27 protein-coding genes and 1 tRNA gene are annotated in these 26,098 nt (G+C 68.7%); 11 read left to right on the top strand and 17 right to left on the bottom strand.

All coding sequences use genetic code 11. From position 1 onward, the window contains the following. Nucleotides 1-250: 250 nt before the first annotated feature. The 4 genes from NM2_RS16235 (at nt 251) to NM2_RS16220 (ending at nt 4,607) form a co-directional block, all read left to right on the top strand. Nucleotides 251-1,279, top strand: coding sequence for an ABC transporter substrate-binding protein (locus NM2_RS16235; protein ID WP_067669343.1), 1,029 nt, complete (start codon nt 251-253; stop codon nt 1,277-1,279). Nucleotides 1,280-1,314: 35 nt separating this feature from the next. Continuing rightward, the gene (locus tag NM2_RS16230; RefSeq protein ID WP_067669341.1) at nt 1,315-2,103 is read left to right on the top strand and encodes an SDR family NAD(P)-dependent oxidoreductase; all 789 of its coding nucleotides are present in this window, start codon (nt 1,315-1,317) and stop codon (nt 2,101-2,103) included. A gap of 94 nt (nt 2,104-2,197) precedes the next feature. Then, the gene (locus NM2_RS16225) at nt 2,198-3,547 is read left to right on the top strand and encodes an FAD-binding protein (protein ID WP_067669339.1); all 1,350 of its coding nucleotides are present in this window, start codon (nt 2,198-2,200) and stop codon (nt 3,545-3,547) included. A gap of 34 nt (nt 3,548-3,581) precedes the next feature. Then, on the top strand, nt 3,582-4,607 hold the full coding sequence (locus NM2_RS16220; protein WP_067669337.1) for an NADP-dependent oxidoreductase: 1,026 nt from the start codon (nt 3,582-3,584) through the stop codon (nt 4,605-4,607). Between the two features lie 298 nt (nt 4,608-4,905). On the opposite strand, the gene NM2_RS16215 is transcribed toward NM2_RS16220, so the two are convergent. The 6 genes from NM2_RS16215 to NM2_RS16190 all read right to left on the bottom strand — a co-directional run bounded on the left by NM2_RS16215 (nt 4,906) and on the right by NM2_RS16190 (nt 9,485). Continuing rightward, the gene (locus NM2_RS16215) at nt 4,906-5,541 is read right to left on the bottom strand and encodes a PAS and ANTAR domain-containing protein (RefSeq protein ID WP_245718061.1); all 636 of its coding nucleotides are present in this window, start codon (nt 5,539-5,541) and stop codon (nt 4,906-4,908) included. A 232-nt stretch (nt 5,542-5,773) separates the two neighbouring features. Beyond that, the gene (locus NM2_RS16210) at nt 5,774-6,187 is read right to left on the bottom strand and encodes a PPOX class F420-dependent oxidoreductase (protein WP_067669406.1); all 414 of its coding nucleotides are present in this window, start codon (nt 6,185-6,187) and stop codon (nt 5,774-5,776) included. 544 nt (nt 6,188-6,731) lie between these two features. After that, complete coding sequence (locus NM2_RS16205) at nt 6,732-7,208, bottom strand: GNAT family N-acetyltransferase (RefSeq protein WP_067669404.1); 477 nt, start codon at nt 7,206-7,208, stop codon at nt 6,732-6,734. A gap of 549 nt (nt 7,209-7,757) precedes the next feature. Continuing rightward, nucleotides 7,758-7,843 (bottom strand) — tRNA-Leu (locus tag NM2_RS16200). Nucleotides 7,844-7,941: 98 nt separating this feature from the next. Beyond that, nucleotides 7,942-8,256, bottom strand: coding sequence for an integration host factor, actinobacterial type (mihF, locus tag NM2_RS16195; RefSeq protein WP_040822033.1), 315 nt, complete (start codon nt 8,254-8,256; stop codon nt 7,942-7,944). 179 nt (nt 8,257-8,435) lie between these two features. Next, complete coding sequence (locus tag NM2_RS16190) at nt 8,436-9,485, bottom strand: alpha/beta hydrolase (RefSeq protein ID WP_067669402.1); 1,050 nt, start codon at nt 9,483-9,485, stop codon at nt 8,436-8,438. A gap of 400 nt (nt 9,486-9,885) precedes the next feature. Between NM2_RS16190 and NM2_RS16185 the strand changes: the two genes are divergently transcribed. Then, entirely contained in the window at nt 9,886-10,284 is a 399-nt protein-coding gene (locus NM2_RS16185) for a hypothetical protein (RefSeq protein WP_157121122.1), read from the top strand. A 15-nt stretch (nt 10,285-10,299) separates the two neighbouring features. Here NM2_RS16185 and NM2_RS49065 read toward each other — a convergent pair whose 3' ends face one another. Then, nucleotides 10,300-11,019: a cyclase family protein gene (locus NM2_RS49065; protein ID WP_067669330.1), complete on the bottom strand. Its 720-nt coding sequence runs from the start codon at nt 11,017-11,019 to the stop codon at nt 10,300-10,302. A 592-nt stretch (nt 11,020-11,611) separates the two neighbouring features. Between NM2_RS49065 and NM2_RS16170 the strand changes: the two genes are divergently transcribed. From NM2_RS16170 to NM2_RS16160, 3 genes are read left to right on the top strand one after another with little or no spacing between them, the layout of a single operon-like run. After that, a complete protein-coding gene (locus NM2_RS16170) occupies nt 11,612-12,418 on the top strand; it encodes a hypothetical protein (RefSeq protein WP_157121121.1) in 807 nt (268 codons plus the stop codon). Then, nucleotides 12,415-12,963, top strand: coding sequence for an alpha/beta-hydrolase N-terminal domain-containing protein (locus tag NM2_RS16165; RefSeq protein WP_067669323.1), 549 nt, complete (start codon nt 12,415-12,417; stop codon nt 12,961-12,963). Before NM2_RS16170 ends, NM2_RS16165 begins: the two co-directional genes overlap by 4 nt. Nucleotides 12,964-12,967: 4 nt before the next feature. Next, nucleotides 12,968-13,726: an SDR family oxidoreductase gene (locus NM2_RS16160; protein WP_067669321.1), complete on the top strand. Its 759-nt coding sequence runs from the start codon at nt 12,968-12,970 to the stop codon at nt 13,724-13,726. A gap of 13 nt (nt 13,727-13,739) precedes the next feature. Here the strand turns inward: NM2_RS16160 and NM2_RS16155 are convergent, their stop codons facing one another. From NM2_RS16155 to NM2_RS51650, 5 genes are all read right to left on the bottom strand, one after another. Next, nucleotides 13,740-14,588: a lysophospholipid acyltransferase family protein gene (locus NM2_RS16155; RefSeq protein WP_067669319.1), complete on the bottom strand. Its 849-nt coding sequence runs from the start codon at nt 14,586-14,588 to the stop codon at nt 13,740-13,742. A gap of 289 nt (nt 14,589-14,877) precedes the next feature. Continuing rightward, the gene (locus NM2_RS52985; RefSeq protein WP_369690319.1) at nt 14,878-15,045 is read right to left on the bottom strand and encodes a response regulator transcription factor; all 168 of its coding nucleotides are present in this window, start codon (nt 15,043-15,045) and stop codon (nt 14,878-14,880) included. A 152-nt stretch (nt 15,046-15,197) separates the two neighbouring features. Beyond that, entirely contained in the window at nt 15,198-15,410 is a 213-nt protein-coding gene (locus NM2_RS52980; protein ID WP_369690317.1) for a response regulator, read from the bottom strand. 91 nt (nt 15,411-15,501) lie between these two features. Then, nucleotides 15,502-15,975: a sensor histidine kinase gene (locus tag NM2_RS51655; RefSeq protein WP_245718059.1), complete on the bottom strand. Its 474-nt coding sequence runs from the start codon at nt 15,973-15,975 to the stop codon at nt 15,502-15,504. Between the two features lie 36 nt (nt 15,976-16,011). Continuing rightward, nucleotides 16,012-16,512, bottom strand: a complete 501-nt coding sequence (locus NM2_RS51650) for a histidine kinase (protein ID WP_245718058.1) — start codon at nt 16,510-16,512, stop codon at nt 16,012-16,014. Between the two features lie 833 nt (nt 16,513-17,345). On the opposite strand from NM2_RS51650, the gene NM2_RS16140 reads away from it, so the two are divergent. Together NM2_RS16140 and NM2_RS16135 are read left to right on the top strand one after the other, a co-directional pair. After that, a complete protein-coding gene (locus NM2_RS16140) occupies nt 17,346-18,686 on the top strand; it encodes a M20/M25/M40 family metallo-hydrolase (RefSeq protein WP_067669317.1) in 1,341 nt (446 codons plus the stop codon). Nucleotides 18,687-18,755: 69 nt separating this feature from the next. Further along, nucleotides 18,756-19,298, top strand: coding sequence for a YbhB/YbcL family Raf kinase inhibitor-like protein (locus tag NM2_RS16135; protein WP_067669315.1), 543 nt, complete (start codon nt 18,756-18,758; stop codon nt 19,296-19,298). Between the two features lie 194 nt (nt 19,299-19,492). On the opposite strand, the gene NM2_RS49060 is transcribed toward NM2_RS16135, so the two are convergent. From NM2_RS49060 to NM2_RS16115, 4 genes are all read right to left on the bottom strand, one after another. Continuing rightward, entirely contained in the window at nt 19,493-19,684 is a 192-nt protein-coding gene (locus tag NM2_RS49060) for a hypothetical protein (protein WP_157121120.1), read from the bottom strand. 239 nt (nt 19,685-19,923) lie between these two features. Beyond that, entirely contained in the window at nt 19,924-21,750 is a 1,827-nt protein-coding gene (locus tag NM2_RS16125; RefSeq protein ID WP_067669401.1) for an AMP-dependent synthetase/ligase, read from the bottom strand. A gap of 171 nt (nt 21,751-21,921) precedes the next feature. After that, nucleotides 21,922-22,575 (bottom strand): GTP cyclohydrolase II, encoded by a 654-nt coding sequence (locus tag NM2_RS16120; protein WP_067669311.1) that lies wholly within the window; start codon nt 22,573-22,575, stop codon nt 21,922-21,924. After that, on the bottom strand, nt 22,572-24,029 hold the full coding sequence (locus tag NM2_RS16115; RefSeq protein ID WP_067669399.1) for a PfkB family carbohydrate kinase: 1,458 nt from the start codon (nt 24,027-24,029) through the stop codon (nt 22,572-22,574). The genes NM2_RS16120 and NM2_RS16115 overlap by 4 nt, the downstream gene beginning before the upstream one ends. A gap of 585 nt (nt 24,030-24,614) precedes the next feature. On the opposite strand from NM2_RS16115, the gene NM2_RS16110 reads away from it, so the two are divergent. After that, complete coding sequence (locus tag NM2_RS16110) at nt 24,615-24,977, top strand: hypothetical protein (RefSeq protein WP_067669309.1); 363 nt, start codon at nt 24,615-24,617, stop codon at nt 24,975-24,977. 19 nt (nt 24,978-24,996) lie between these two features. Here NM2_RS16110 and NM2_RS16105 read toward each other — a convergent pair whose 3' ends face one another. Continuing rightward, nucleotides 24,997-26,097 (bottom strand): quinone-dependent dihydroorotate dehydrogenase, encoded by a 1,101-nt coding sequence (locus NM2_RS16105; protein WP_067669307.1) that lies wholly within the window; start codon nt 26,095-26,097, stop codon nt 24,997-24,999. Nucleotide 26,098: the final 1 nt, after the last annotated feature.

Raw genomic sequence — 26,098 nt, 5'->3', positions numbered from 1 at the left:
CCATCATGGCCGCGGTGCAGTACTTCACCACCATCAACGAACCCGCACCCACCCCAGCCAAGTAGCCCGCAAACGCCCGGAGCGTTCGGGTTCCGAGGATCTTCACGACCGGATGCCGAGCGCTCCGCGGTCGGGTCCGGGCGATGCGGCCACGCCACGTCGCGCACGCGGTCACCGGGGGAGGTGCCGCCGCTCGGACGATGACATCGAGCCCAGGTTCGATCACCGCGGCAAGAAGCGAAAGAGCAAGATGCACAAGATATTTCGAACCGCCGCCGTGCTGGTGGTATCCGCGCTCACCCTGGCCGGCTGCGGAACCGCCGCCAAGGTCTCCCAGCCGGTCTCGGGCTCCTGGGCCGACATCGTGGCCGCGGCGAACCAAGAGGGCTCGGTCACGCTGTACTCCACCCAGGCTCAGGCGGTTCTGGACCAGCTGAAGAAGGCGTTCGAATCCGCCCACCCCCACATCGAATTGACGGTGGTACGCGGAATCGACTCCGAACTGCTGCCCCGGATCGGCGCGGAGCAGAAGACCCACCGGGGCATCGGAGACGTCGCGGTGACCACCGACGAAGCGTGGATCCACGCGAACGAGAACTCCGATACCGCGGTCCCGGTGCGCGGCCCGAGCTTCGACGCCCCGGCATATCGCCGGCCCGACGCCGTCATCGGCGGCAAATTCTTCACCGAAAGTGCCATCCTGTTCGGATTCGGCTGGAACACGAACCTGTATCCCAAGGGCATCGACTCCGCACAGGATCTGCTCGATCCGGCGCTGCGCGGCAAGGTCGGCATCGTCACCCCGGCGACCTCCCCGACCTACATCGACTACTACGACTTCATCGAAAAGCACTACGGCGGCCGCGAATTCCTCCAGAAGCTGGCCGCGAACAAGCCGCGCATCTACCCGAGCACCCAGCCGCTGAGCCAGGCCATGGCCTCGGGGGAGATCACCGCCGCACTGATGTGCAATCCCATGCTGCCCGAGCGCGCGGCAGGCGCCCCGGTCGGCTGGAATGCGGGCAAGTACGCCTGGGGCGCCAAATGGTACGGACTCGCCCTGGGCACCGCACCGCACCCGAACGCGGCTCAGGTCCTGGCCGACTTCATGGTCACCCGGGCCGGACAACAGGCGACCTCGCCGGGTTACGGGGCCGCGCTGCCCGGCGTCGACGGCGCACTGGCGATCGCCCAGGATGTGGCAGCGCAGAATCTCGCGGTCACCGTCGGCGCCGGCGCCGAGAAGTTCCGCAACGACTGGGAGTCCATCTTCCACTGAACGCACCGGGCAGCACGAATGACGAAAGAGGGACGATGACCGTAGACCAGTTCGAGGGAAAAGTCGCCGTGGTGACCGGCGCGGGATCGGGGATAGGCGCGGCGACCGCGCGCCTGCTCGCCCAGCGTGGGGCCGCCGCGGTGTACCTGTGCGATATCGATGCCGATGCCGCCGCACGCAATGCGGCCGGACTCGGCGTCGGCCGTCCTGTCGAGCTCGACGTCTCCGACCCGGCCCGGATGCGGGAGATGTTCGACACGGCGGTGGCCGAGCAGGGCCGGGTGGACGTGGTGGTGCATGCGGCCGGTGTCGACGATCCGAAGAGCAAGCAGTGGATCTACGAGGCCGCCGAGCGCGATGAGCCCGCGGATGTGCTGACCCGGCTGGACGACGCCGACTGGCGGCGGGTGATGGCGATCAACCTCGACGGCACTTTCTTCCTGTTGCGCGAGGCGGTCCGGGTCATGCGGGAAACCGGGGGCGGGTCGATCATCACCGTGGGTTCCTCCTCGGCCTTCGACACACTGATCGGATATCCGCACTATGCCGCGTCCAAGGCCGGCGTGCACGCGCTGAGCCAGGCGGTCGCGAAGGAGGTGGCGCCCTGGGGAATTCGGGTCAACACCGTCGCGCCCGGCCCGGTCGACACCGGGATGGCCGCGCGGACGCCGGCACATCTGCGGGCCGCGATGAACAACGGCGCGACCCGTGGCTATGCGACCGCCGAGGAGTTGGCCGACAACATCCTGTATCTCGCCTCGGCGGGTGCGGCGAACGTCATCGGAGCGGTGCTGCTGAGCAACGGCGGAAGGTTCACGGTTTGACGCGCGACCCCGACCCGCCGGACCACGGCCTGGTTCAGTTTTGTCCGACCGCGAGTTGCGGTGCGCGGCAAAGGTTTCGACGAGGGAGCAATAAATGCAGGTAGTTCGGACCGACGTACTCGTCATCGGCGCGGGCATGGCCGGGTTGACGGCAGCGGCCCGGTCGCTGGACCGAGGCAGCTCGGTCGTGGTGGTCGAGAAGGCAGCGGCCGTCGGCGGGTCGGCCCGCTTCGCCGGATATGCGTGGACGGCCCCGACGCATGAGGTGATGGACGAGGTCAACCCCGGCGGCGACCCCGCGCTGCGCCGGGCGCTCGTGGACGGGTTCGCCGACGCGGTCGCCTGGATTCGGTCGGTCGGCGTCGAATGTGCTGCCGCCGTGCCGATCCTGCGGTACGGCCTCGGCCACCAATTCGACACCAACCAGTACCTGGACGAATGCCGTCGGCGGGTCAGCGCCGCCGGTCGGCTGTTCACCGAGACCGAAACCCTCGCACTGCGCAGCCGCGACGGCGTGGTCACCGGCGCGCATCTGCGCCTGCCGGATGGCACCGAGATCGAGATCGATTCCACCGCAACGATTCTCGCAACCGGTGGGTTCCAGGCCGATGCCGGACTGGTCGCCGAGAACATCCATCCGAACGCGGGCGTGATGCAGTTGCGTTCGAACCCGGCCAGTTCCGGAGACGGTCTGCACCTGGCCCAGGCTGTCGGCGCCGCAACCGGCAAGTCCCGGTCCGGGTTCTACGGGCACCTCGTCCCCGCCGGGGTGCCGTTCCGCGATTCGGGCGATTTCGTCGCGCTGTCGCTGTACTACAGCGAGCACGCGCTGCTGTTCGATCTCGGCAATCGCCGATTCACCGATGAGACCCGGGGCGATCACCTCACCGCGATGCGATTGCTCGAGCGACCGCAGGCCCGCGGGCTACTGGTCGCAGACGAGCGGGTCTACCGCGAGTGGGTGCTCGGCAGCTACGTCGAGGGCGCGGTCGCGGTCGACAAATTCGACCTCGCCCAGCGCCGCGGCGGCCGGTGTGGCATGGCCGAGACACTGGAGGACTTCGCCTACCTGCCACCGGAGTGGGGTTACGACGGTGCGGCGATCGCGGCGGAGATCCGGGCCGTGAACGCGGCCGGCGCGGCGGTGCGACCCGCACGCCTGCACGACTCGACGCCGCTGGACCGGGGACCCTATTACGTGATCGAAACCTCTCCGGCGCTGACCTTTCCGTTCCACGGGATCCGCATCGACGAGCACGGCCGGGTGCTCGCCACAGCGGGCGGCACCGTGGCGGGACTGTATGCGGCGGGATCCGATATCGGGGGCCTCTACGACCACGCCTACGCCGGCGGCCTCGCCCCCGCACTGGTCTTCGGCCTGGCCGCCGCCGATGCCGCGGCCACTCACCGGCGCCGGAGGCCCGAGGTCGCTTTCACACAGTGATTCGCGCGCTTTCCTGCAGATGAGAAGGGGCTTATTGATGAATCGTCTCGTGCGCCTTGCCCGGCGCCCGATCGGCAAGTTGTGTTCGGCGGATCTGGAGCTGGTCGAGTGCCCGATCCCGGATCCCGGGCCCGGCGAGGTCTTGATTCGCAACACCTGGTTGTCGATCGATCCATCCATCAGGATTCGGCTCGCCGACACCACACCGAACGGGTACCTGCCGCCGTTACAACCCGGTGACGAGCTCTCCGGGCTGGCCCTCGGCACGGTCGTCGCGTCCCGGTCACCGGAATTCGCCGTGGGTGATCTGGTCTCTCATACCCTCGGCTATCGGGAATACGCGATCGTTGGAACCCGGACACAGACCATCGGCGGTTACGGTGCCCCGGCCCGGATCGATGCCGGGCAGCTGCCGATCCAATGGTTCCTCGGCCCGCTGGGTAGTGCCGGGCTCACCGCGTACGTGGGACTGTTCGAGATCCTCGAGTCGACCGCGACGGACGTTCTGTGGGTGTCATCGGCCGCAGGGGCGGTGGGTGCGCTGGCCGCGCAGCTCGCAAAGTTGCGGGGGACAACCGTGCTGGGTTCGGCCGGAAGCCCGGAGAAGGTCGCGTACCTGCGCGACGAACTCGGGATCCCAGCGTTCGACTATCACGACGGACCGTTGCCGGAGTCTCTGGCAGCCCTTGCGCCCCACGGCATCGACACCTATTTCGACAACGTCGGGGGCGACCACCTCACCGCAGCCCTGGATGCCCTCCGCCCCTCCGGCCGGATCGCTCTGTGCGGAGCGATCGCCGGCTACGAGAACAGCGCGGTGCCCGGCCCGCCGAATCTGTTCACCATGGTGTCGAAAGGGCTGCGCATGCGGGGGTTCCGGGCCGGCTCGTTCACGCATCTCGAAGACTCGATGCGCCGAGAGGTATCCGGTTACCTCGCTGACGGCCGGTTGATCTACCGCGAATCCGTCTTCGACGGTATCGAATCCGCGATCGCCGCGCTGCTGGCGATGCTGTCCGGGGCCACTGTCGGAAAAACTCTCTGTCGGCTCGATCGGTGAAAGTAAGGCACCGGACCGGGAGCCCTCGCCACCGGACGCGCCGGGTACGCCACCACGGTGGTGGGTGCGAGGTCGTGCGCGACGCCTTCGACTCCTGTTGCCCGAGTGAGTGATTCGGCGAGCTGTCCGGCCGTCGTGGGGTTGTCCGGCCGGGAGACGGTGGCTGCCGCTTCGGCACACACCGTCTCGTGAAGTCCACGCACGCCCTTGACACAGCGTCGTGCTGTGTCAAGGGCGGTGCCACGTGCGACGACCGGTTTGCGGTGGCGCGGGTGCGGTGCCGGGTCGGCGGGGATTGTCATCTGTCGTCGGGTGGTATGCGCAGGTGGCCGGTGAGCAGAAGGTGGTCGAACGCGCTGACCGTGGCCGGGGACGGATCCGGCAGACTGCGCAGATCGCGGATCACCTGAGCGGCGATGGCCCGTAGTTTGGTGTTGGTCTCCTGCGAACGCCAGATCAGTATTTTGAACGCTTGCTCGGCGCTGATGCCGTACATGCGCATCAGCACCCCTTTGGCCTGCTCGATCACTGCCCGGTGGGCGATAACGTCGGGCAGCACCGCCTCCACCACGGCTTGTTCGGCGGCCTCGAGGGTCTCGGTGAGGTCGATGTAGTAGCCGGTCGTGCCGATCGGGGTGCCGTCGTCGTCGAGCATTCGATCGGCGATCACCATCACGGTGTGCTCGCAGCCCTCGGTGTCCAGGAACCGGTGCCGGCTCGAGAAAGACTCACCCTCGCGCACCGACCGGGCGATCAGCTCTGCGACGTGATCACGGTCCTCGGGGTGTTTGTGCGAGAGCACCAGTTCGGTGGTCGGCTCGACCTGACCGGGGGTGTACCCGTGCATCCGGTACACCTCGGTCGTCCAGTCCCACCGTTGCGTGGCGAACCAGAACGTGAAACCACCCACCGCGGCCGGCGCGTCCCCGGACAATGCCGTCGGCGCGGGCGGGCAGTGATCCGGTCCGGGCCCGGAAGCAGAAGTCACGGACTCATTATCGTCCGTGGTCGTCTCGATCGCGCACCGAGACGACTGGCACGCCCATTCGCAGGGCTTCAATACACCTGATGGCACAGAAATGACGAGAGCTGTTGATACGCAATGGAGTTCATCCTCGCCTGTGACCGGCTTCCGGTTCCAGCGGAAGTGTTCCGGCGAACACAGCTCAGGCGATGGTCCGCACGTCGCGGGTGTAGAGGCCAGGGCGGTCGGGAACGACATTCCAGCCGGTGATCCGGCGCGGATGGATGCGGATGAAATGCCTGCTCAGGTGTCCGTCGTTGTCAGGAGCGTCGCCCTGCACGGTCTCAGCGCGACCGCGAATCTCCAGGAATCGCACGCCCTCGGCTCCGTTGCCGAAGACGTCGTCGACGACGAAGGCGACTTCGGGATTGACCGTGACGTTGCGGAACTTCGCCGATTTCTCCATGTTCATGCCATAGATGTCGATGGTGCCGAGTTCGGCGTTGTAGTCGAACCCGACGGGCTTGTTCTGCGGAGCACCGTCAGGCGCAACCGTGGCCAGCCGTGCGTGCGATTGCGTGCGGAGATAGGCCTTTTCGATGTCGGTAAGCGTCATGCCCTCCATCGTCGAACCTCAACCTCGATTGATGTCAAGGGGCGGCACCTGCCGGCGTCGTGGCGTCCGATCCCAACCTCCCTGCGGCGCAACGGCAACCGGCCAAACGTCGAGACATGCGAAATCGGCTACTCGGCCGCGGTGTGGTTCTTGGTTCAGCTCCGAACGGCGCTGGTCCGGTTGCCGCAGCTTCGTGCCCCGGCCGGGCGTGTCGATGCCGACGAACCGCGGACAGATCCACGTATTTGCTCTGCTCAGCCGCATGTAACGCGGAGATCCGCGGCTCCGCGCCGGCCTTGACCCGATCGCGAACGAATTCGAGCTGCGCGCGGTCGACCAACGCGCCCGGATGCACGAACCCGTTTGCGCTGCCCCTCGGACCCGGCGGTGCGGAAATCGCGTCTGTAGCACTCCCGCAACCGGCCAGAATCAACCCGGCAACTGCGACAACGATGCCAAACCTCGGTCTCACGTTGTCGGCGGTACCGCGACTCGGGAACCGACGCACACCGGTGGAGCGTCACCGTGCCAATGGCGCGCCTAGTCAGTCGACGGCGCGCTCGAACTCCAGCTCGTCGCGCAGCGGGATGTCGTATGTGCCCAATTCGGGAATCTCGGGTTTCAGAGTTCGTCGCGCCTCGTCGACAGCGCCGCAGCGCAGCGCCGACAGTCGGAAACCGCGCCTCTGGTAGAACCGGATCGCGTCCAGGTTGTCGTTTGTTGTTACCAACCACAGGCGTGAACACCCTCGCCCGCGAGCGACTTCCTCGAGCCGGTCGATGAGCGCCGTGCCCACGCCGCCCCATTGACCGGACGCGCGCATGACCACGATCTCGCAATCGGTGCCGACGATGTCGTACGCCAGCGCACCGACCATTTCGTCATCATCCAACGCAACCAGGAGCTGCCGCTTGCGCGCGTCGACCAGCTCGCCGCGGCGGGCTATCCGCGCCCAGTGATGCACCTCGAGAAACTTGGCCAGCCTAGCGTCATCAGCGGAAACCTCGGATACGTTCACCATGGACCAATTGTGGAGGATCACCGCGTGATGCGGGTCATATATTTGATGGTCGATGTGCGGCCGAAGCATCAGAATGTCCAGATCGGGGTCGAAACCCTTGCTTCCCGATGGCGAACGCATCCGATGTGTCTGCCGCACACGGGAAGCTGACAGCGGAGGTGAACACTCGGCGACGTGGGCGCGAAGTTGAAAGGCCACGGGGGACTCCTGCGCTCAGCCTTAACCTCACAAGACGGGCAACTGGACCGGAAGGTCCGGCAGAAAACAAGCGGCTCGATGCGATGGATGCGATTCTGAAGCGCTTCGACGATCTGCCGAACGACCATGCCGCCCCAACCGCTGGCAGGCTACTGGCAGTCGACTGTGGCGATTCACGCCGAATTGGGTCTGTTCGGCCCGTTGGAGGAGGCGATCTCGTCAACGGCAGCGCGGCGGGATCGGTGCGCTGTGAAGCTACTCACCTGCGATTCTGCACTGATTCGGCTCGACGTCGTCACCCGTTCTTCCTGCATAACCGCAGGTAGAACGGGTGAGGTGACGTACTGTCTGTGTCCGGAGGGGGACTTGAACCCCCACGTCCATTAATAGGACACTAGCACCTCAAGCTAGCGCGTCTGCCATTCCGCCACCCGGACCGGTGGTGCTCAGCAAGGTTATCGGATCAGTCCACGTGGACCAAATCACAGGTATTTGTGCAGGTCGTGGGGCTGGTCGGTGCTGAGCGCCGCCGGGATCAGTTCTTGATCGCCTCGAGCAGGGCGGCGCGCTGACGCGAGCCGAGGCCGCCGATGCGACGGTCGGCGGGGATCTCCGCCTCGTCCATCAGCTTGGCGGCCTTGACCGGGCCGATGCCCGGCAGCGCCTTGATGACCGCGGCGACCTTCGTCTTCTTCACCAGATCTTCCTTGTCGGCCCGCTCGAGCACCTGGGACAGCGACACCGACCCCTTGCGGATCTGCTCGATCAGCTCCGATCGAGCCTTACGGACGGCGGCAGCCTTCGCCAGCGCCTCGGAGCGTTGCTCGGCCGTCATGGTGGGAAGTGCCATGTCTACTACCTTTCACTCGTTCGCTGGAACTGCAACGGCACCGATTGAACATCACCGAGCGCCGGGCTGTGTAACGACACACCGCGAGGATAGACGGGGTAACGAGCCGACGTCACCTGGTCGCGAGGTTCGGATGCGGACAATTTGCCCGTGCGGCGGGCGCTGGGAGCGGAGTCCGGTCAGATGCCCAGTCCGGATGCGAGCACCGGCCAGGACTTCTCGAATGCGTCCTGCCAGTAGCCCCAGGAGTGGGTTCCGGTCGGGGTGTAGTCGTAGGTGGCGGGGATGCCGAGCTGGTCGAGACGTTCCTGCAGGTGGTGGGTGCAGGCGTTCACCCCCGCCTCGATCAGGCCGCCGAGCAGGATCTGATTGGCCAGCGTGTCGGGGGTGCGGCTGAACCCGTAGGTCAGAAACGGGCTGTCCAGGGTGTCGTGCGGTCCGGGCAGTCCGCTTCCGGCGGAGATGAACAGCTTGACCCCGCGCAGCTGGTCGGCGTGTACGTAAGGGTCATTGGCAGCCCACAGCGGGCTGTTGTCCGGACCCCACATATTGGCCGGATTGCCGTGGCCCCAGAACTCGACCATCGTCTTGATCTCACGCTGGCCCAGCGGGTCGCTGGTCTGCGCGCAGCCGCTGTAGGAGGCGATGCTGCGGTACAGGCCCGGTTTCGCGATGGACAGGGCGAACACCGATTCACCGGCCATCGACAGGCCCGCGATGGCGTTGCGGCCGTCGGCGGCCAGGGCGGCGTCGATCAGCGGGGGCAGTTCGCGGGTGAAGAACGTCGTCCACTTGTTGCGGCCCAGTGTCGGATCGTCCTTGATCCAGTCGGTGTACACGCTCCACGCGCCGCCGAGCGGCTGCACCACGTTGACGTTCTTGTCCTCGAGGAATTGCAGGACGTGGGTCGTGGTGGCCCAGCTGTCACCGTCGGTGCCGCCGCCGGAGCCGTTGAGCAGGTACAGCACCGGGCGCGGCGCCGAGGTGTCGGCCGGCCGTTGCACGTCCACGGCGATGTTCCGGCGCATCGCGGTGGAATACACCCGCAGGGTCAGATGCCGGGCGTCGTGCACGGTCAGCTTCGTGACGGTCGAACCGTCGGCGGCGCTCGCGGTGGCCGCGGGCCGCCCGGAGGAGGTGATCGGATCCACCGGCGCGGTGGCCGATCCGGTGGCCGTGGTCACGACGGCGGCGGTGAGGGTGACAACTGCGAGTGCGGCCACCCGCATCGCGTCTCCGGGTGTCAATTCGAGATCTCCGTTTTCGGCCGAGCGATTCATTGCCGCGCGCGCGGCGCGTCCACTCTCGCATACGGCTCGCGCCGGAAAATACGCATTCACCCTCGGCGAGGGCACCTGCAACATTCCGAATGAGACTGTGGCGGAATACTTGTCGGGGAATGCCGGGGATACCGGACAAAACGTCCCGCGGAAGCTCGGACATCGCCGATCGGAGAAATTCGTCCGCGTTGCCGCGGATGTGATCGGCGGCCGGAAATCTTTCGATGCCGCGAGCCCGTGACGCGAGCGGGGCGATGGCCGGTGTCATGCGGGGAATCGGGTGCGGTGAGGGCTTAGGGTTGGGCCGGGCGACGGGGTTCGCCCACCCGATCGATCGGAAGGAGTCCGGGTGCGCCGCATGTTGTTCGCGCTGTCCGCGCTGGCCGCGATCCTGCTCACGTTGCCCGCCGCGGGGTGCTCCGCGTCGCCGGGCGGCGGTTCGGCCGCGCCGTCGTCACCGGCCGCCGCGACATCGGGGACGGTGAAGGTACGGGCCGGAACCGGCACCGAGCGATTCCCGGTCCCGATGGTCGCGGTGCGGGTCAGCAGTTGTTCGTCGGACAAGGCGCTGGCGACGTTGACCACCGGCAACGACGGCGCGGCCAGCCGGAGCTTCCCGCCGGGGTGCTATCGCGCCACGGTGACCTCGGTGCCGTCCGGATGTGCGCCCGACGCCGTGGCGAACGCCCGGGTCGAGGTGAAGCCCGACGACACCGCCGTGGCGACGTTCCTGATCCACTGCGCGTGAGCTGTTCACGCGGTCTTATCCGTTCCGGTGGCCGGTCTCGTCCACCAGGGCGTAGATGCTCGCCGGTGAGCCCGAGCCCTGTTCGCTGACGAATCCGCCGACCACGACGGTGAATCCCCGCACCGGCAGAGCGGCCAGGCCGGTGAGGATCTCCAGGCTCAGCCGATGCCGGCGGTACAGGAGTCCGGATACCGCGAAAGTGTCGTCCACGCCGAGGTCCGGGCTGAACGCGTCGGTGCCCAGCGCGCCTCGCCGGCCCAGGACGCCGTGATCGAGGAGCCAGCGCACCGACGCGACCGAGAATCCGGGGTGATGCATCCGCCCGTCCGGGCCACGGTTGGCGAAATCGTCCGTGCCCCAACGGGTATCCCATCCAGTGTGCAGCAGCACGGCGGCCTCGGAGGGCAGTGGCCCGTGCCGATCCTGCCATTCGATCAGGTCGGTGACCGTGAGGGCGTAGTCGTGGTCGGCGACGACCCGGTCGGCGACGTCGATCACGACGCCGGAGAGCACGAAATCCTCGGGCAGGAGTTCGTGCGCCGCCGCGGCCCCGGCGGTGAAATGGGCGGGAGCTCCCCAGTGGGTGCCGGTGTGCTCGCCGACGGTCACCGTTCGCAGGTAGTAACCGTCCTCGGCGAGCGTGCGCACGGTGTCCAGGCGCGGTGGCGGGTCGCCCGGGAACACCGAGACCCTGGTGGCGGACAGCGGATGCGACAGGAGGTGCACCGAACCCATACGCCCACCTTTCCGATGCGGACACCGTGCGTGTCGGTGGACATCATCGCGCACCGCGGCCCACAGCGGCACCACGTGCGCGAATGCACGGCCCGCTGGCCCGAAGTCGCGGTGCGCGGCGACATATCAGTCCGATGAAGGCCTTCCGGTTCGACCGGTTCGGATCCGTGGGCGTGCGGTCGGCCGATACTCCCGCGCCGACGCGAGGGGCCGATGAGGTGCTGGTCCGGGGTGCGCGCGGCCGGAGTCGATCCGAGGCGATCTTCGATGCCAGCGGATTCCATTTCCCCGCAACGATTCCCGCGCTCGCGGGTGGTCGCACCGCCGGACGGGCACGAACGCGTCCCGGTCGGATCGCACAGCGTCTGCTGCTCGAGGGTGAGCAAGCGTACCTCGACGTGGTCGAGGGCGCGACGGCCGAAGTTGTCCTCACACCGCGGAATCGACCGCCGCGACCCACACGGGCCGCTCGCACACCGTCCGCGCGGACGCACCCGTAGCAAACGTGCTGACGTGGCATTTGTCCTGATATCGAGTGCGTGAATCGGCCTCGACTACACTTCCACGCGCCTATCGCATACCTTCGGACACCGTGAGTGATGTAACACCGGCCCGACCGGGCGTCCCGCCGGACCCGACTTCCTCCGCCCCGCCCACTTCGCGAGGGGGCCGCGCCGCGCGCAGATACGTCTCGTTACGCCGGGTGCGTTCGCGGGATGTGCGCCGCCTGCTCGGCTCGATGATGATGGCGTTGCTCACCGCCACGGTCACCCTGGCCTTCGCACCGGCCATGCACGCCTCGGCGTCGGTGAACAATCCGGGTTCGGAGAACCGGGCCGCGCGCGCCGCGGTGACCGATCTGATCGGTGCGCATCCGTGGGATGTGCGTCTTCCGGCCGATTTCGCCGACGGGGCGGGCTACCGGCCGGTGGTGGAGAACCGTCTGCTCGTCGATCCGGGCGGGGCGTGCTCGTCCCCGATCCAGTTGCCCGCCGAGTTCAAATCCGCGTGCCGTGCCCACGATCTGGGCTACGACGTGCTGCGCTATGCCGAACACCGGCATCAGCCGCTGGGCGCCTGGGGCCGTCAGGCCATCGATGCGGTGTTCCAGCAGCGCATCCACGCCGCGTGCGAATCGCGTCTGGACAGCATGTCCGAGACCGGTTGTGAGGTGATGGCGACCGTGGCCACCACCGGTGTCGACCTGAATTCGCGTCGGCAGAACTACGCCACGCCCGAGCCGGAGTATCTGTTCGGTACCCAGCTCTCGGGCAAGGACTTCGATCTTCAGCTCTGGCATCTGGGCGGCCCGGCCGCGGTGGCGGTGGTCGGCTCGCTGGTGGTGCTGGCGGTCGCGGCGATCGGGTATCGCCGCCGGAGCCGGAGGGTGGTGTCATGACCCGGCTGCGTCCCCGGGTGGGCACCGTCGTGGCGGTGACGATCGCCGCGGTGCTGTCGTTGCTGCCCGCGGTTCTGCCGCGGACCTCGGCCACGCAGGCGGTGCTCACCGGAGTGCTGGCGGCCGTCGCGATCGGGATCGCCGGGGTGGGGCGAATCGTGTTGCGCCGCCGCGATATCGACGTCGAGACGCGCTGGGGGCACCATCGGGTGCCGGTGCTGCTGGTGTGCGGGTTCGCGGTGATCGCCGCGACGGTGAACGCCACCCACTGGCAGGCGGGTCTGCGCGCGGACATGGGGATGGCTCCGGTCGGCCCGGAGTACTGGCTGCGTGCCGCGGTGGGCACCGCGGTGCTGGCGGCGATTCTGGTGGGTCTGTCGCGGGGGCTGCGCTGGGTCGGGCGGAAGGTGAGCGGAGCCGATCGGCGGCTGCCGGCCGAGTTGCCCACGCCGCCGCTTCCGGAGGCTCCCGCGGCCCGCAGTGAGCGAGGCGAAGACGAGCAGGCCGAACCGGAGCCCGCGGTGTCCGGGCGGGCGTTGAGTTAGCCTCGTGGCCGTGTCCGACCGCAAGATCGTTCTCGTGACCGGCGCCGGAACCGGCCTGGGCCGCGCCGTCACCGTCGCGCTGAGCGGGGCGGGACATCACGTCGTCGCCGCCGGTCGCACGGCCGCGACGCTCGCCGAGACCGTCTCGGCCGCACCGGGTCCCGGTTCGGCCGAGGCCGTCACCGCCGATGTCACCGATGCCGACTCGGTGCGCGAGCTGTTCGAGCAGATCGAGCGGCGCTGGTCCCGGCTGGACGTGCTGATCAACAATGCCGGGCTGTTCGGGCCGGTGCAGCCGATCGAGCAGGTCGACCACGCGCAGTGGCGGCAGGTGATCGACACGAATCTGACCGGCTCGTTCCTGTGCGCACAGGCCGCCTTCGCGCTGATGCGCCGACAGGACCCCGGTGGCGGGCGGATCATCAACAACGGCTCGATCTCCGCGCACGTGCCGCGCCCGTACGCGGTGGCCTACACCGCGAGCAAGCACGCGGTGACGGGGCTGACCAAGGCGCTGGCCCTCGAGGGCCGCGCCCACGCCATCGCGGTCGGCCAGATCGATATCGGCAACGCGGCCACCGATCTGACCGCGGGAATCGCCACCGGCGCCCTGCAGGCCGACGGCGAGGTGCGACCCGAACCCACGATCGATGCGGCCGATGTGGCCCGGCTGGTGGTGCAGACGGTCGCGCTTCCGCTGGACACCGCCGTGCCGTTCCTGACGGTGATGGCGACCGGTATGCCCTATATCGGGCGCGGCTGAACGCCCCGGCCGGTCAGAGCAGTCCGGCCAGCGCGGAGAGCGGGCCGGGCAGCCCGGCGAGGTGAGCCCGGATACCGGTGGTGACCGGATTCGGCATCTCGGCGCGCAGCCGGTCGAGTTCGGCCTGCATGGTGGACACGGTGTGCTCGTAGCAGCGGTCGACGGTGGCGGTGTCGCAGTGATCGCCGGGCTCGGTGGACCATTGCAGCGGCGGCAGGAAACTCACCTGCACCGACGCTGGAAGCGGCACCTGCGGCAGGACCGGTGCGATACCGAACGGCAGGCCCACGGTGTAGGGAAAAACCTTGGCGCGCATCAGTTTGTCCAGACCCAGCAGCCGCGCGGTGCGTTCCCCGCGGCTGAGTACGAAGATCGCGTCGTGGCCGCCGTTGGCGACCGCGGGAATCACCGGGACACCGAGTTCCAGGGCCAGGCGCACGAATCCGCGCCGCCCGGCGAAATCGACCTTGCCGCGCTCGGTCCACGGGCGGCACGCCTCCCAGTCGCCGCCGGGATATACCAGCACCGCCCCGCCGTCCTTGACCGCGTTGGCAGCGGCCTCCCGGCAGGCGGGCAGTGCGCCGAGGCTCTGCAGGCTCTCACCGAGAACCGGTAGGCGCAGAAGGATGTCGTGCGCGACGCCGAAACTGGGTTCGTCCCGGCGGTGGTCGAGCATGGTCATGAAGGTGATCCACACCTCGGGAGCCCAGTAGATCGAGGAGTGGTTGCCGATGATCAGGGCCGGTCCCTCGGTGGGCAGATTCTCCAGCCCGGTGATGCGCGGAGGGAAATACCTGGTGTATGCCCGCGCGACGGGGATCAGCGGGTGGTCGATGTCGGGGAGAGGTGTGGGGGTGTTCATACGCCTTCCTGTCTGTCGAGTCGCCAGGAGCACGGCAGCATGACACTCGCCGACGTCATGTCCGCGATGCGTCTGCGCACCGGACATCGTCGAGCGGCAGTTGATCTGCCCTCGGTCACATCCCCGTTGATAGTCCCCGATGGGCCGCGTGCGACACGGTCCGATTCGGCGCGTGCTTGCGATCCTCGTCGATCGCCGCGGCCGTCCTCCTGCACCCGCCAGGGTAGCAGCCAAGCGCTTGCTTGGTGGCGGAGTTCGCTGAACCACCACTACGCTGCCGACCCGGACATCAGGGCTCCGCGCGCACCAATCCGTGTTGATGGGCGTACACCACGGCGTGAATCCGGTCGCGCACACCGAGTTTGGCCAAGACCCGGGACACGTGCGTCTTGACCGTCTCCTCCCCGACGTGCAGCGCCGCGGCGATCTCGTTGTTGCTGCGAGCGTCGGCGAGCAGGAGCAGAACCTGTTTCTCCCGGGCGGTGAGCGTGGCGACCTAGGGTGGTTCGGCGAGGTCGGTGAGCGTTCCGGCGAAGCGCCCGGCCAGGCGCCGGGTCATCGACGGGTCGATCACGGCGTCACCGCGCGCGGCGATGCGGACCGCGGCGATCAATTCCTCCGGCGGCAGCGTCTCGAGCAGGAATCCGCTGGCCCGGCCTGCAATGCCCGCGCCAGGCTCGCCTCGCTGTCGTAGGTGGTCAGCACCAGCACCCGGGTGCCGCCGGCCGCGACGATCGCCTCGGTGGCGGCCAGACCGTCGAGTTTGGGCATGCGCACGTCCAGGATCGCCACATCGGGCCGCAGCCGGGCCACCTCGGCCACGGCCGAGCGCCCGTCGCCGACGTCGGCGACTCATTCGGTCTCCGGATGGGCCTGCACCACCGCGCGCAGCCCGGACCGGAACATGGCGTGGTCATCGGCGATCAGGACGCGGATCGGGTCGTTCATGTGCCTCCAGGGCTAGGGATACCGTGATGCGCCAACGGGTTTCGCCGTCGATCCCGTAATCGACCGTGCCGCCGAACAATTCGGCGCGTCGACGGATCCCGTCCAGGCCGCGGTGCAGCGAGTGCGTCGTAACAGGTTGCGCGGCAAGCGGATTGGTCTCGGTTATCGGGACGCGATCGCCGCGTTCGCCCACGGTGAGGTAGGCGCGGCCGTCGCCGTGCCGCAGCGCGTTGGTGAGCATCTCCTGCACGATCCGGTACACCGTCACGTCCAGGGATTCGGGCAGCTGGGCGCCCGTGCCGCGGGTGTGGATCTCGAGGTCCAGTCCCGTCTCACGCGCGTGCGCGGCCAGTTCCTCGACGTCGGGGAGTCCGGGTTGGCGTCGTCCGGCCTCGGCGCGGCCGTGCAGCAGATCGAGCTGGCGGCGCAGATCCACCATGGCCGCGCGGCTGCTGGCCTCTACCGCGGCCAGGGATCAGGTGGCCGAAACGTCCGGAGCCGGCCCGGCCGCGAGCGCCAGTCGCGCCGCGCCCGCGTGGATGCCGATGGCGCTGACGTGGTGGGAGATCACATCGTGCAGGTCGCGGGCGATCGCCTCGCGCTCGTCGGCCAAGGCGCGGTCCAGCGCGGCGCGCTGTTCCTGACGCCGAAGTCGTTCGCGCTGTTCGAGTTCGGCGATGTACGCGCCCCGGGCGGTGGTGTACCGGCCGACCAGCCACGGCAGCACACCGGTGGAGACGGCGGTGACGGCCAGGCGCCGCCAGTCGTGCGCGGCCGGGCCCTCGGCGATCAGTGCGCACCCGCACGCGCCCGCGCCCAGCAGCGGCACGATGATCAGCGAGGCCCGGCCCGACAGCCAGGCCCCGGCCCGGTATCCAGCGATCAGGAATCCGACGTCGGCGATGCGCACCGGCAGCCCGTCCCCGTGCAGGACGAGCGCACCGCCGAGCCGCAGCGCCACCTGCGCGACGGCCACCTGCGCCAGCGGTGCGAGGAGGGGCGGCGAAGGCCAGATCCGCGGCCACGATGAGTGCGGTCACCATGGTCGCGGGAACCGGCGCCACCGCGAAGATTCCCGACAGCGCCAGGATCACCGTGTCCAGGATCGCGGTGGCGACCGCCACCAGCATCGATTGCCGCGAGAGCGAGCGCAGCACCCCGGTCAGGTCACTGCCCTCGGCCGAGCCGACATCGCGCGCCGAGGCGAACACGCGCGGCCGTCGCCCGCGGTGCGGCCGGCGGTCCGATGAACACCTCAGGCACGATACCCGCAGGCCACGGCCCGATCGTCCCGCGAGCGAGGGATACGGGATCCCCCGGCGGGGCGAGCCGGCGCAACTCGCGACACGGTGCGGGTACGGCTGTGCGCACTCGAACCGGCCGTATTCGGGAGAACCGACATTGCGGGAACCTCGTTGCGCCGAAACGCAATTGGGTGGACGGCCGCACCCGGATGGGTCGTTTGCGGGCCCCGGGGGGTGGAAAGTGGCGGTCCGGAGAATGCCGGTAGTCGAGCTGAGCGGTGGCGTCTCGCAGTGCGCCGTGGACCGGCCGCGGACTTCGGGAATTGCTGCGGCACCTGTATTTGCGAGGTGTGTCGCAGGCTCGGCGATGTCGTCGGCCCGTTGGGCGGTACACGATCGGGGTGGGCGGTGCTGGTCGTGGTCCGGGAAGCGTGGCCGCGCCGATCGGCCGTGCTGTGACAAGGTGCCGCAGCCGCGGGTCGGGATTACGCGCGGGCTGCGGGCAAAGCGTGGGTGGGGGCTGCGGCAGTGGTAGGAAGGGGACGTGTCCGCAACTGGTGAAGATATGCGATCGGAATCGACATCCCGCGCGGTATCGGAGGTGGTGGATCTGGTCAGTGCGCTGATCCGGTTCGACACCTCCAATACCGGGGATCTGGCCACGACCAAGGGGGAGCGCGAGTGTGCGGAGTGGGTGGCCGATCAGTTGCAGCAGGCCGGTTACACCACCGAATACGTGGAATCGGGTGCGCCGGGCCGCGGTAACGTCTTCGCTCGTCTGAAGGGTGCGGATCCGAGCCGGGGTGCGCTGATGATCCACGGGCATCTGGATGTGGTGCCCGCGGAGGCGTCGGACTGGAGTGTGCACCCGTTCTCCGGTGCGGTGCGCGACGGTTACGTGTGGGGCCGCGGCGCGATCGATATGAAGGACATGGTCGGCATGACGCTGGCCGTGGCACGTCAGTTCAAGATCGAGGGCACGGTCCCGCCGCGGGATCTGGTGTTCGCGTTCCTGGCCGATGAGGAGAATGGCGGCCGCTGGGGTTCGCAGTGGCTCGCGGACAACCGCCCGGACCTGTTCCACGGTGTCACCGAGGCAGTCGGCGAGGTGGGCGGGTTCTCGTTGACCGTGCCTCGTCCGGACGGCACCGAACGCCGGTTGTATCTGGTGGAGACCGCGGAGAAGGGGCTGGGCTGGATGCGGTTGCGCGCCAAGGCGCGTGCCGGGCACGGGTCGTTCCTGCACGAGGACAACGCGGTCACGATTCTGGCCGAGGCGGTGACGCGGCTGGGCAAGCACACCTTCCCGCTGGTGCTCTCGGATTCGGTCGCGCAATTCCTGGCCGCGGTGTCCGAGGAGTCGGGTCTGCGGTTCGATCCCGAAAGCCCCGATATCGAGGGCCAGCTGGCCAAGCTGGGCACCATCTCGCGCATCATCGGCGCGACTCTGCGCGACACCGCCAATCCGACGATGCTGCAGGCCGGATACAAGGCCAACGTCATCCCGCAGACCGCGGAGGCGGTGGTGGACTGCCGGGTGGTGCCGGGGCGCCAAGCCGCGTTCGAACGCGAGGTCGACGAGCTGATCGGCCCGGACGTGGAGCGCGAGTGGATCACCAAACTCGATTCCTACGAGACGACCTTCGACGGGCATCTGGTCGACGCGATGAACGCCGCGGTGCTCGCGCACGACCCGAACGGGCGCACGGTGCCGTATATGCTCTCCGGCGGCACCGATGCGAAGGCGTTCGCGCGCTTGGGAATTCGCTGCTTCGGTTTCGCGCCGCTGCAATTGCCGCCCGAGCTGGACTTCTCGGCGCTGTTCCACGGCGTCGACGAGCGGGTTCCGGTGCCCGCACTGGAGTTCGGCACCAAGGTTTTGGAACACTTCCTGCTGAACAGCTGACGATTCGAGCGTGATCCGGGCCGGTGCGGCCCAGTGCGTTTCGGATCTCGACGACGAAAGGACGGCCCTGTGCCCGACTATTCCTACAACCCGTACGCGTCGCTGCCGCAACTGCCGACGTTCGAGCTGACCTCGGACGATGTGACCGACGGCAGCACGTTCGCCATCGAGCAGGCCAGCGGCGCGTTCGGCGTGCCCGGCGGGAAGGATGTGTCCCCGCAACTGTCGTGGTCGGGTTTCCCGGCCGAGACCAAGAGTTTCGCGGTCACCGTGTTCGATCCCGACGCTCCGACCGCGTCGGGTTTCTGGCACTGGGCCGTGGCCGATATCCCGGCCGCGATCACCTCGCTGGACAGCGGCGCGGGCAGCTCGGGCGGCACGCTGCCCGCGGGGGCGGTGCAGTTGCGCAACGACGGCGGTTTCGCCGGGTTCGTCGGTGCCGCACCTCCTGCCGGGCACGGCTACCACCGGTATTTCATCACCGTGCACGCGGTGGACGTGGAGAGCCTGGGGGTGGGCGCGGACGCGACGCCCGCGTTCCTGGGCTTCAACCTGTTCTCGCACGCCATCGCCCGCGCGCAGATCGTCGCGACCTACGAGATCGCCGACTGAACGGTTCTTTCGCAGCTTGTGGCCCCGGGCGAACTGCCCGGGGCACACTGTGTTTCGGCCCGGTGTGCGCGTACTGCTCAGCTGTTCCGGCCGCGCTCCCGGAATCGGCCCGTGGGTCTGGGTGCGCGGTCGAACTCCTGGGTCGCGCCGAGGTCGGCCGCGGACCTGTCGCCGCGGCCGGATCGTTTCTGGGATCAGATGCAGATGGTGACGATACCGACCGGCACGCAGATGGCGACCGATCCGAGCACCGGTGTCGCGGTTCTGGCCGCCGCTGTCGTGGGTTGCGTGACCGGCGCGGCCGCGGAGGCGGCCGGGGCTGCGGCGCCGAGCAGCGGCAGGGCGATTGTCGTGGCGGCCACGGCTGTGATCATTTTCTTCGACATGATCCACCTCCATTGAATGGCGCGCCTGAAAGGTCCTGGTGAGACCCTTCAGCTGTGGAGAACTGTTCCGTAGCTACGGGCCCGGCCGCGGTTGCCCGCGCGGCCGGGAATCCTTTCCACGCCGTTGGGGAAAGGGGTACTACAAGGTTACTGCCGCTCACCCCGGTCAACGAGGGACCAAAGTCGTCGCCCGAACGGGATCAATCGCCACACCGTAGCGCGCCATGGGATTTCGCTGCTCAGCCGAGGGTGACCACGCCCTCGGGGACCGGGTCGGTGTACAGGCCAATGATCTCGGCGGCGTATTTGCCGGCGATGGGTGCGCGTTTGAGTTTGAGGGTGGGGGTGATCTCCTCGCCGCCGGGCTCCCAGGACCGCGGCACGATCCGGAATCGTTTGATCTGCTCGACCCGTGAGAGCCGGGCGTTGCCGGATTCGACCGCGGTACGGATCTCGGCGAGGATCCGCGGGTGCGCGGACAGTTCGGCTAGTCCGGCCTCAGGTGTGCCGAGCGTGTTCGCGCGGATCGCGGCGGCGTCGGGATCGAGCACGATCAGCGCGCTGACGTACGGTTTCGCGTCGCCGATCGCGACGACCTGCGCGATGAGGGAGGACGCGGAGGTGACGGCGTTCTCGATGTTGGTGGGGGAGATGTTCTTTCCCGCCGCGGTGATGAGCAGTTCCTTCTTGCGGTCCACGATCGTGACGTAACCGTCCTCGGCGATGGTGGCGATGTCACCGGTGTGCAGCCAGCCCTCGGCGTCGAGCGCCTCGGCGGTCTTCTCGGGCATACCGCGGTAGCCGTGGGTGACGATGGGCCCGCGGATCAGCAGTTCGCCGTCCTCGCCGAGGCGTACCTGTGCCCCGTCCATGACCCGGCCCACCGATCCGGGGCGCGGGGCGTCCAGTTCGGTGTAGGTGCCCACGCCGCTGGTTTCGGACATGCCCCAGACCTCGGTGACCGTGAACCCCAGTCCCAGAAGGTATTCCAGCGTCTCGGGCGGGATGGCCGCCGCGCCGGAGGACGCGACGCGCAATTCGTCCAAGCCCAGTGCGCGGCGCAGGGTGGACAGCACCAGTGCGTCGGCGATCCGATGTTGCACCGCCAGAACAGGATTGCCGCCTCGATGAGCCAATCGTGCTCGCGCGGCGGCGATTCCGACGCCGATGGCCCAGTTCGCCAGCGCTCTACGCGGGGCGCTGGGTTCGGCGGCGAGTTTCGCATCGATCCCGGCTCGGAGTTTCTGCCACACCCGCGGGACGCCGAAGAAGGTGGTGGGGCGCGCGTCGGGCAGCGCGGCGGCGATCTGGCGGGCGTCGGGGACGCAGGTGATCGTCATGCCGGTGAACAGGTTCATGCAGTGCCCGGAGATCCGGTCCGCGACGTGGGCGGCCGGGAGGTAGGACACCGCGCGGTCGTCCGGGCCCAGCCGCATCGGTCCCTGCAGGCCGGTGATCTGGGCGATCACGTTCTCGTGGGTGAGTTCCACGCCCTTGGACGGGCCGGTCGTGCCGGAGGTGTAGATGAGGGTGGCCAGATCGTGCGGCCGCACCGCGCGCCAAGCGGTCTCGAAGTCGAAATCGGGCGCCGGATTCGCCTCGAGCTGCGCGAGCGGGACGGTGCCCTCGGCCGCGCCGTCGACCAGCACGATGTGTTCGAGCTCGATTCCCGAGCCGCGCACCGCGTCCAGGAACGCGTGTTCGGTGATGACGACCATATTGCCCGCGTTGGTGAACACGTGCGCGATCTGCTCGGGTGAGCTGGTGTTGTACACCGAGAACGGTGTCGCGCCCAGATGCAGTGCGGCGGTGTCGGCCAGATTGAATTCGGGCCGGTTGGTGAGCATGATGCCGACCGTATCGCCGTGGCGCACGCCGAGTCCGGCCAGTCCGGCCGCGATCGCGCGGACCCGGCGATCGTAGTCGGCCCAGGTGATCTGGACGGTTCCGCCGACCGTGCGCAGGGCCACCTGGTGCGGGCGCAGCCGCAGGGTTTCCTGGAACGCCTGCGGCACGGTGCGCACCACGACGCCGGATTGATGTGTGTAGCTGATCTGAGTCGTCATATCCCTGTCCCGGTACCTCGTGCGGGCCGAGCCGAGGCGACGCTCCGCGCGGTGTGCGCAAACGAGCTCGACCCACAGGGTGTCGGTGATCATATGGCCGATCGCGACTCCGGCGTCACGTCACACAGTGACGCGGCTCACTCATCGTATCGGCCACGCGCTCACCGGAGGTCAGGACAGATCCGGCGCCCAGGGGGCGTCGTCGGTGGGGATCCAGTGGCGGCGGAATCGGCGTTTGGCGTCGAGGTAGTTGCCGGCGCGTTCGCTCAGCACGGTCGTGCGCAGGGGCACGACGGTGACCGCGAGGCCGGTTTCGGTGACCGCGGCGGCTTTGGCCGGGTTGTTGGTGAGCAGTTGGATTCGGCCGATTCCGAGACTCACCAGCAGTTTGTAGAGACTTTCCGCGGCTGCGGTGTAGGTGCGGGCGTCGGCGGGGTAGCCCAGGGCCTCATAGCTGGTGAAGGTGTCCGCGCCGGATTGTTCGCTGTGCCGGTAACCGCGAGCCTTGGCCAGCAGGCCCACGCCGCGGCCCTCCTGTTCGAGGTAGACGATCACTCCGGCGCCGGCGTCCTGGATCAGGTCCAGGCTCTTGGCCAGTTCGGGCCCGCAGTCGCAGTCGTCCGATCCCAGCGACTCCCCGTACAGGCAGCGTGAGTGGATGCGGACCAGGCAGTTCTCGGCCGGGCGGCCGAAGACCAGGATGTGGCCCTGGTCGGTGACGCCGCTGATCTCGTGCACCTGTAACGGCAGTTCACGGCCCCCGCGGCTGAAGGTGTGCTCGGTGTCCCCGGGGGGTCCGATGGGCGCGGGAAGGGCAGTGGTCAACGTTCCTCCGAAGCGAGTTTCACGATGTGGTCGATCCGGTCGGCCGGCGGCATGGCACTGGGAACATCGTCGAGCGACTGCGTGGCTACCATCGCGGCTGTCGCCCAGGTGAAGTCGCCTGTATCGGCGGGTTGCCGCGACCGCAGAAGACGATACGCCAGCGCGGCGGAGAACGCCGCATGAGCACCGGGCGAACCGGTGAGCAGCGCCGGGAACGGCGGGATGTCCACGCTCAACCGGTCCGAGCGCACCGAACAGCCGAAATCGTCGATCGTGCAGACGGTTTGCACGCCGTGCATGCGCAACTGCCAGGCCGCCTCGGTGCTGCCGGTCAGCAGGCGCAGCTCCTCGCCGCTGCCGATGAGGAAGTCCACCACGCGCAGATGCGGATACAGCCGCTCGGGGCGGGACACCGGGGGTGCGGCGTGCACGATCAGGGTGGGCCGGGGTTCGAGTGCGCCGACGGTGGCCAGGACGTGTTCCAGGATCGGCACGGGTTGTTCGAAGCTCATCAGCACCGCGTCCGCGTCGCGCAGGGCCCGGTGCGCGGCGGGGCCGGTGAGATCCTCGGCGGTGAGCACGGCGGGGTCGGCCTTGCAGGCGATGATGGCCTGTTCTCCGGAGGGGGCGACGATCACGGCGGTGACCGGTGTCGGGCTGCTCGGGACGATCTTGATCAGATCGGTGCGGATCTGTTGTTCGTGCAGGAAGTCCAGGATCTGCCGACCGGCCTCGTCGTCGCCGACCGCGGCCATCAGGTGCACCTCGATCCCCAGCCGCGCCAGCGCCACCGCGCGCGCGAGGCCCTTGCCGCCGGGGTGGGCGATGAAACTGCCGGTGACGGTGCTGTGCGCCTGGGGGATCTGCTCGACGCGGTAGAGATGGTCGATCACCGCATCGCCCACGACGGTGACCCGGCCGCGGACCTCGTGCGGGTGGTGCGGGGCCGGTGCGCCCTCGGGCGGGTGCGATCCGTAGGTGGTGCCGTCGACCAGGAGCCGGGCGAGTTCGGCGAACGCGCGGTGCTCGGGATTTCTGCGCAACTGGCTGAGCGTCGGCGCGGGCGGGATCGTCTCGGCCCGCACCGCCTCGTGCAGTTGCCGCCAGCGTTCGCACAGGTATTCTCGGCGCGCGCCGAGATCCGGCGCGTAGAGGCGGTGCGGGTCGATCTGGTCGGAGGGGGTGTCATCGAGCAGGCCCAGGGCCAGTTCGGCGTCGGCGATGAGGCGGTCGGTCGGGGGCATGCGCCGGACCATCTCGCGGATGACCGGGACCGCCGCGTCCTGGCGGCGCAGCCCGAGGCGTTCCGCGTGCTGCCCGATGACGCGCAGGCCCAGCAGGGCCGCGGCGTCGATCTCGGTGCTGTCCAAGCGATTCGAGCGCAGTCCGCGGCGTTTGCGCAGCCGGGACAGCACGTTGCGCACGGCCTCGATCGCCGCGTCGTTTCCCGCCATGGGACCGACCACCTCCGTTCCGGTGCGCTGCGCTCGCCGATGCGGATGCCGATCGACGAACCGGTGATTGCCGGTTTATCGGCGGTCGATTCCGGCAATTCCCAACTTATCGCGACATTTGCCGCTCCGGAACGGCAAGTGCCATACTGTAATCGGCGATCTCGAGCGATTCTGCTCCGGGGAGGTCATCATGCTGGGAGCGATTCGGCACAGGCGGTGTATCCGCCGGCGACGATCGATCCGAGTCGACGGTGAGTCCGACGCCGTCGTGGTCAGTGCCCATATCTAGGCCGTTTCGATTCCGCATGTCCGGTATCGGTTCCCGCACAGGCCATCTCGATTCGGCCCGCACGGCGGGAATCTGCTCGATCCGCGGTTCCGGCGATCGATCGTTGGTCGGCGATCGCCTCGGCGCGCACGCTCGCCGGGGAGCCGGACATCGCACGGCCGTCCGTCGGGGCGGTTCGTCATCCGATCACAGGTCCCATCTACACAGCACATCGTCGGCGGTCCGAGCCGATGGCGTGGGTAGCCCCGCCCCGGTGCAGCATCCGACTGCCCGGCGGCACACGAGAGGAGAACCTCGTGACCATCGAGACGACCGAATGGGCGATGCTCAGCGATCGCACACCCGAGCACGCGTGGCGGGTCGCCGCGGCGGGCGCGGCGGTCTGGCGGCTGAGCTGGCTGCCCGATCACCGGCTCACCATCGACCAGGCCCGTGCGGGCATGGAGCTGGACGAGCTGCTCAGCGACCCGGCCGTGGTCCACGACACCGAGGCGCATCGGCAGGTGTCCTGGCATTCGGCCACCCTGGGGGTGCGGTACGAGCATGCGGTGCTGCTGCTGGCGCATCGGATGTTCGAGCGGCTGCGGCAGCATGTGGGAGTTCCCGCCCCGCGCGAGGCCGAACCGATATCGTCCGGGTGGATGACGCCGAGTCGGTGACAGGCCCGGCCGGGCCTGCTCAGGTGCGCGCGGTGTGGCCCGCGCCGACCGCTTGGGCGATATCGGTGTAGCCGTCCGCACGCAGCCGCGCGGCCAGCCCGCGATGCAGGTGGCGGGTCCACAGCGGTCCGCCGTAGATGAATCCGGTGTACCCCTGCAGCAGGGTCGCACCGGCCAGGATGCGTTCGTAGGCCTGGTCGGCGGTCTCGATACCGCCGACGGAGATCAGCACCAGCCGGTCGCCGACCCGCGCGTACAGGCGGCGCAGCACTTCGAGGGCGCGGCCGGCGACCGGCGGTCCGGACAGTCCGCCCGCGCCGATCGCGGCGACCTGTTCGGCCGGGGTGCGCAGGTCCTCGCGTCCGACGGTGGTGTTGGTGGCCACGATTCCGGCCAGGCCCAGTTCCACGGCCAGATCCGCGACCGCGTCGATGTCCTCGTCGGACAGGTCGGGGGCGATCTTCACCAGCACCGGCACGGTGCGCGCGCTACCACTGTGGGCCAGGCAGTCCAGCACCGCGGCCAGCAGCGGGCGCAGCGATTCGACCGCCTGCAGGTCCCGCAGGCCGGGGGTGTTGGGCGAGCTGACGTTGACCACGACGAAATCGGCGAGCGGGCCCAGCACCCGGGCGCTGGTGACGTAGTCCTGCGCGGCCTGTTCGGCGGGCACGATCTTGGTCTTGCCGATGTTGGCGCCGATCGGCACACCGCCGGGGCGCCGCTGGCGCAGTCGCTGTGCCGCCGCGGCCGCACCCTGGTTGTTGAATCCCATCCGGTTGATCAGCGCGCGGTCCGCGGGCAGCCGGAACAGCCGCGGGGCGGGATTGCCCGGCTGCGCCTGACCGGTGACGGTGCCGACCTCCGCGAAGCCGAAACCCAGTGGGCCCCAGGCGTCCACACCCTCGCCGTCCTTGTCGAACCCGGCGGCCAGACCGACGGGCGCGGGGAACCGCACCCCGAACGCGGTGGTGGCCAGGATCGGATCGCCGGTGACCGCCAGGCGCGCGATGACCGCGCGGGCGGGCGCGAACCGGGTCGCCAGACGCATCGCCGCGAAGGCCAAGTGGTGGATTCGTTCGGGTGGTAGCAGGAACATCAGGCGCAGCAGCAGGGAATACATG

Source organism: Nocardia miyunensis NBRC 108239 (assembly GCF_001613065.1).
In the GTDB taxonomy this organism is placed as follows: domain Bacteria; phylum Actinomycetota; class Actinomycetes; order Mycobacteriales; family Mycobacteriaceae; genus Nocardia; species Nocardia miyunensis.
This window is presented reverse-complemented; position numbering and strand designations above follow the sequence as displayed.

What these genes read in the sequence shown, in the direction of transcription:
- NM2_RS16235 (WP_067669343.1), top strand. Translation starts at nt 251, where the DNA reads ATGCACAAGATATTTCGAACCGCCGCCGTGCTGGTGGTATCCGCGCTC.
- NM2_RS16230 (WP_067669341.1), top strand. Translation starts at nt 1,315, where the DNA reads ATGACCGTAGACCAGTTCGAGGGAAAAGTCGCCGTGGTGACCGGCGCG.
- NM2_RS16225 (WP_067669339.1), top strand. Translation starts at nt 2,198, where the DNA reads ATGCAGGTAGTTCGGACCGACGTACTCGTCATCGGCGCGGGCATGGCC.
- NM2_RS16210 (WP_067669406.1), bottom strand. Translation starts at nt 6,187, where the DNA reads ATGACGCTTACCGACATCGAAAAGGCCTATCTCCGCACGCAATCGCAC.
- NM2_RS16205 (WP_067669404.1), bottom strand. Translation starts at nt 7,208, where the DNA reads ATGGTGAACGTATCCGAGGTTTCCGCTGATGACGCTAGGCTGGCCAAG.
- mihF (WP_040822033.1), bottom strand. Translation starts at nt 8,256, where the DNA reads ATGGCACTTCCCACCATGACGGCCGAGCAACGCTCCGAGGCGCTGGCG.
- NM2_RS16190 (WP_067669402.1), bottom strand. Translation starts at nt 9,485, where the DNA reads ATGCGGGTGGCCGCACTCGCAGTTGTCACCCTCACCGCCGCCGTCGTG.
- NM2_RS49065 (WP_067669330.1), bottom strand. Translation starts at nt 11,019, where the DNA reads ATGGGTTCGGTGCACCTCCTGTCGCATCCGCTGTCCGCCACCAGGGTC.
- NM2_RS16165 (WP_067669323.1), top strand. Translation starts at nt 12,415, where the DNA reads ATGACCCGGCTGCGTCCCCGGGTGGGCACCGTCGTGGCGGTGACGATC.
- NM2_RS16155 (WP_067669319.1), bottom strand. Translation starts at nt 14,588, where the DNA reads ATGAACACCCCCACACCTCTCCCCGACATCGACCACCCGCTGATCCCC.
- NM2_RS51655 (WP_245718059.1), bottom strand. Translation starts at nt 15,975, where the DNA reads ATGGTGGATCTGCGCCGCCAGCTCGATCTGCTGCACGGCCGCGCCGAG.
- NM2_RS16140 (WP_067669317.1), top strand. Translation starts at nt 17,346, where the DNA reads ATGCGATCGGAATCGACATCCCGCGCGGTATCGGAGGTGGTGGATCTG.
- NM2_RS49060 (WP_157121120.1), bottom strand. Translation starts at nt 19,684, where the DNA reads ATGTCGAAGAAAATGATCACAGCCGTGGCCGCCACGACAATCGCCCTG.
- NM2_RS16125 (WP_067669401.1), bottom strand. Translation starts at nt 21,750, where the DNA reads ATGACGACTCAGATCAGCTACACACATCAATCCGGCGTCGTGGTGCGC.
- NM2_RS16115 (WP_067669399.1), bottom strand. Translation starts at nt 24,029, where the DNA reads ATGGCGGGAAACGACGCGGCGATCGAGGCCGTGCGCAACGTGCTGTCC.
- NM2_RS16105 (WP_067669307.1), bottom strand. Translation starts at nt 26,097, where the DNA reads ATGTATTCCCTGCTGCTGCGCCTGATGTTCCTGCTACCACCCGAACGA.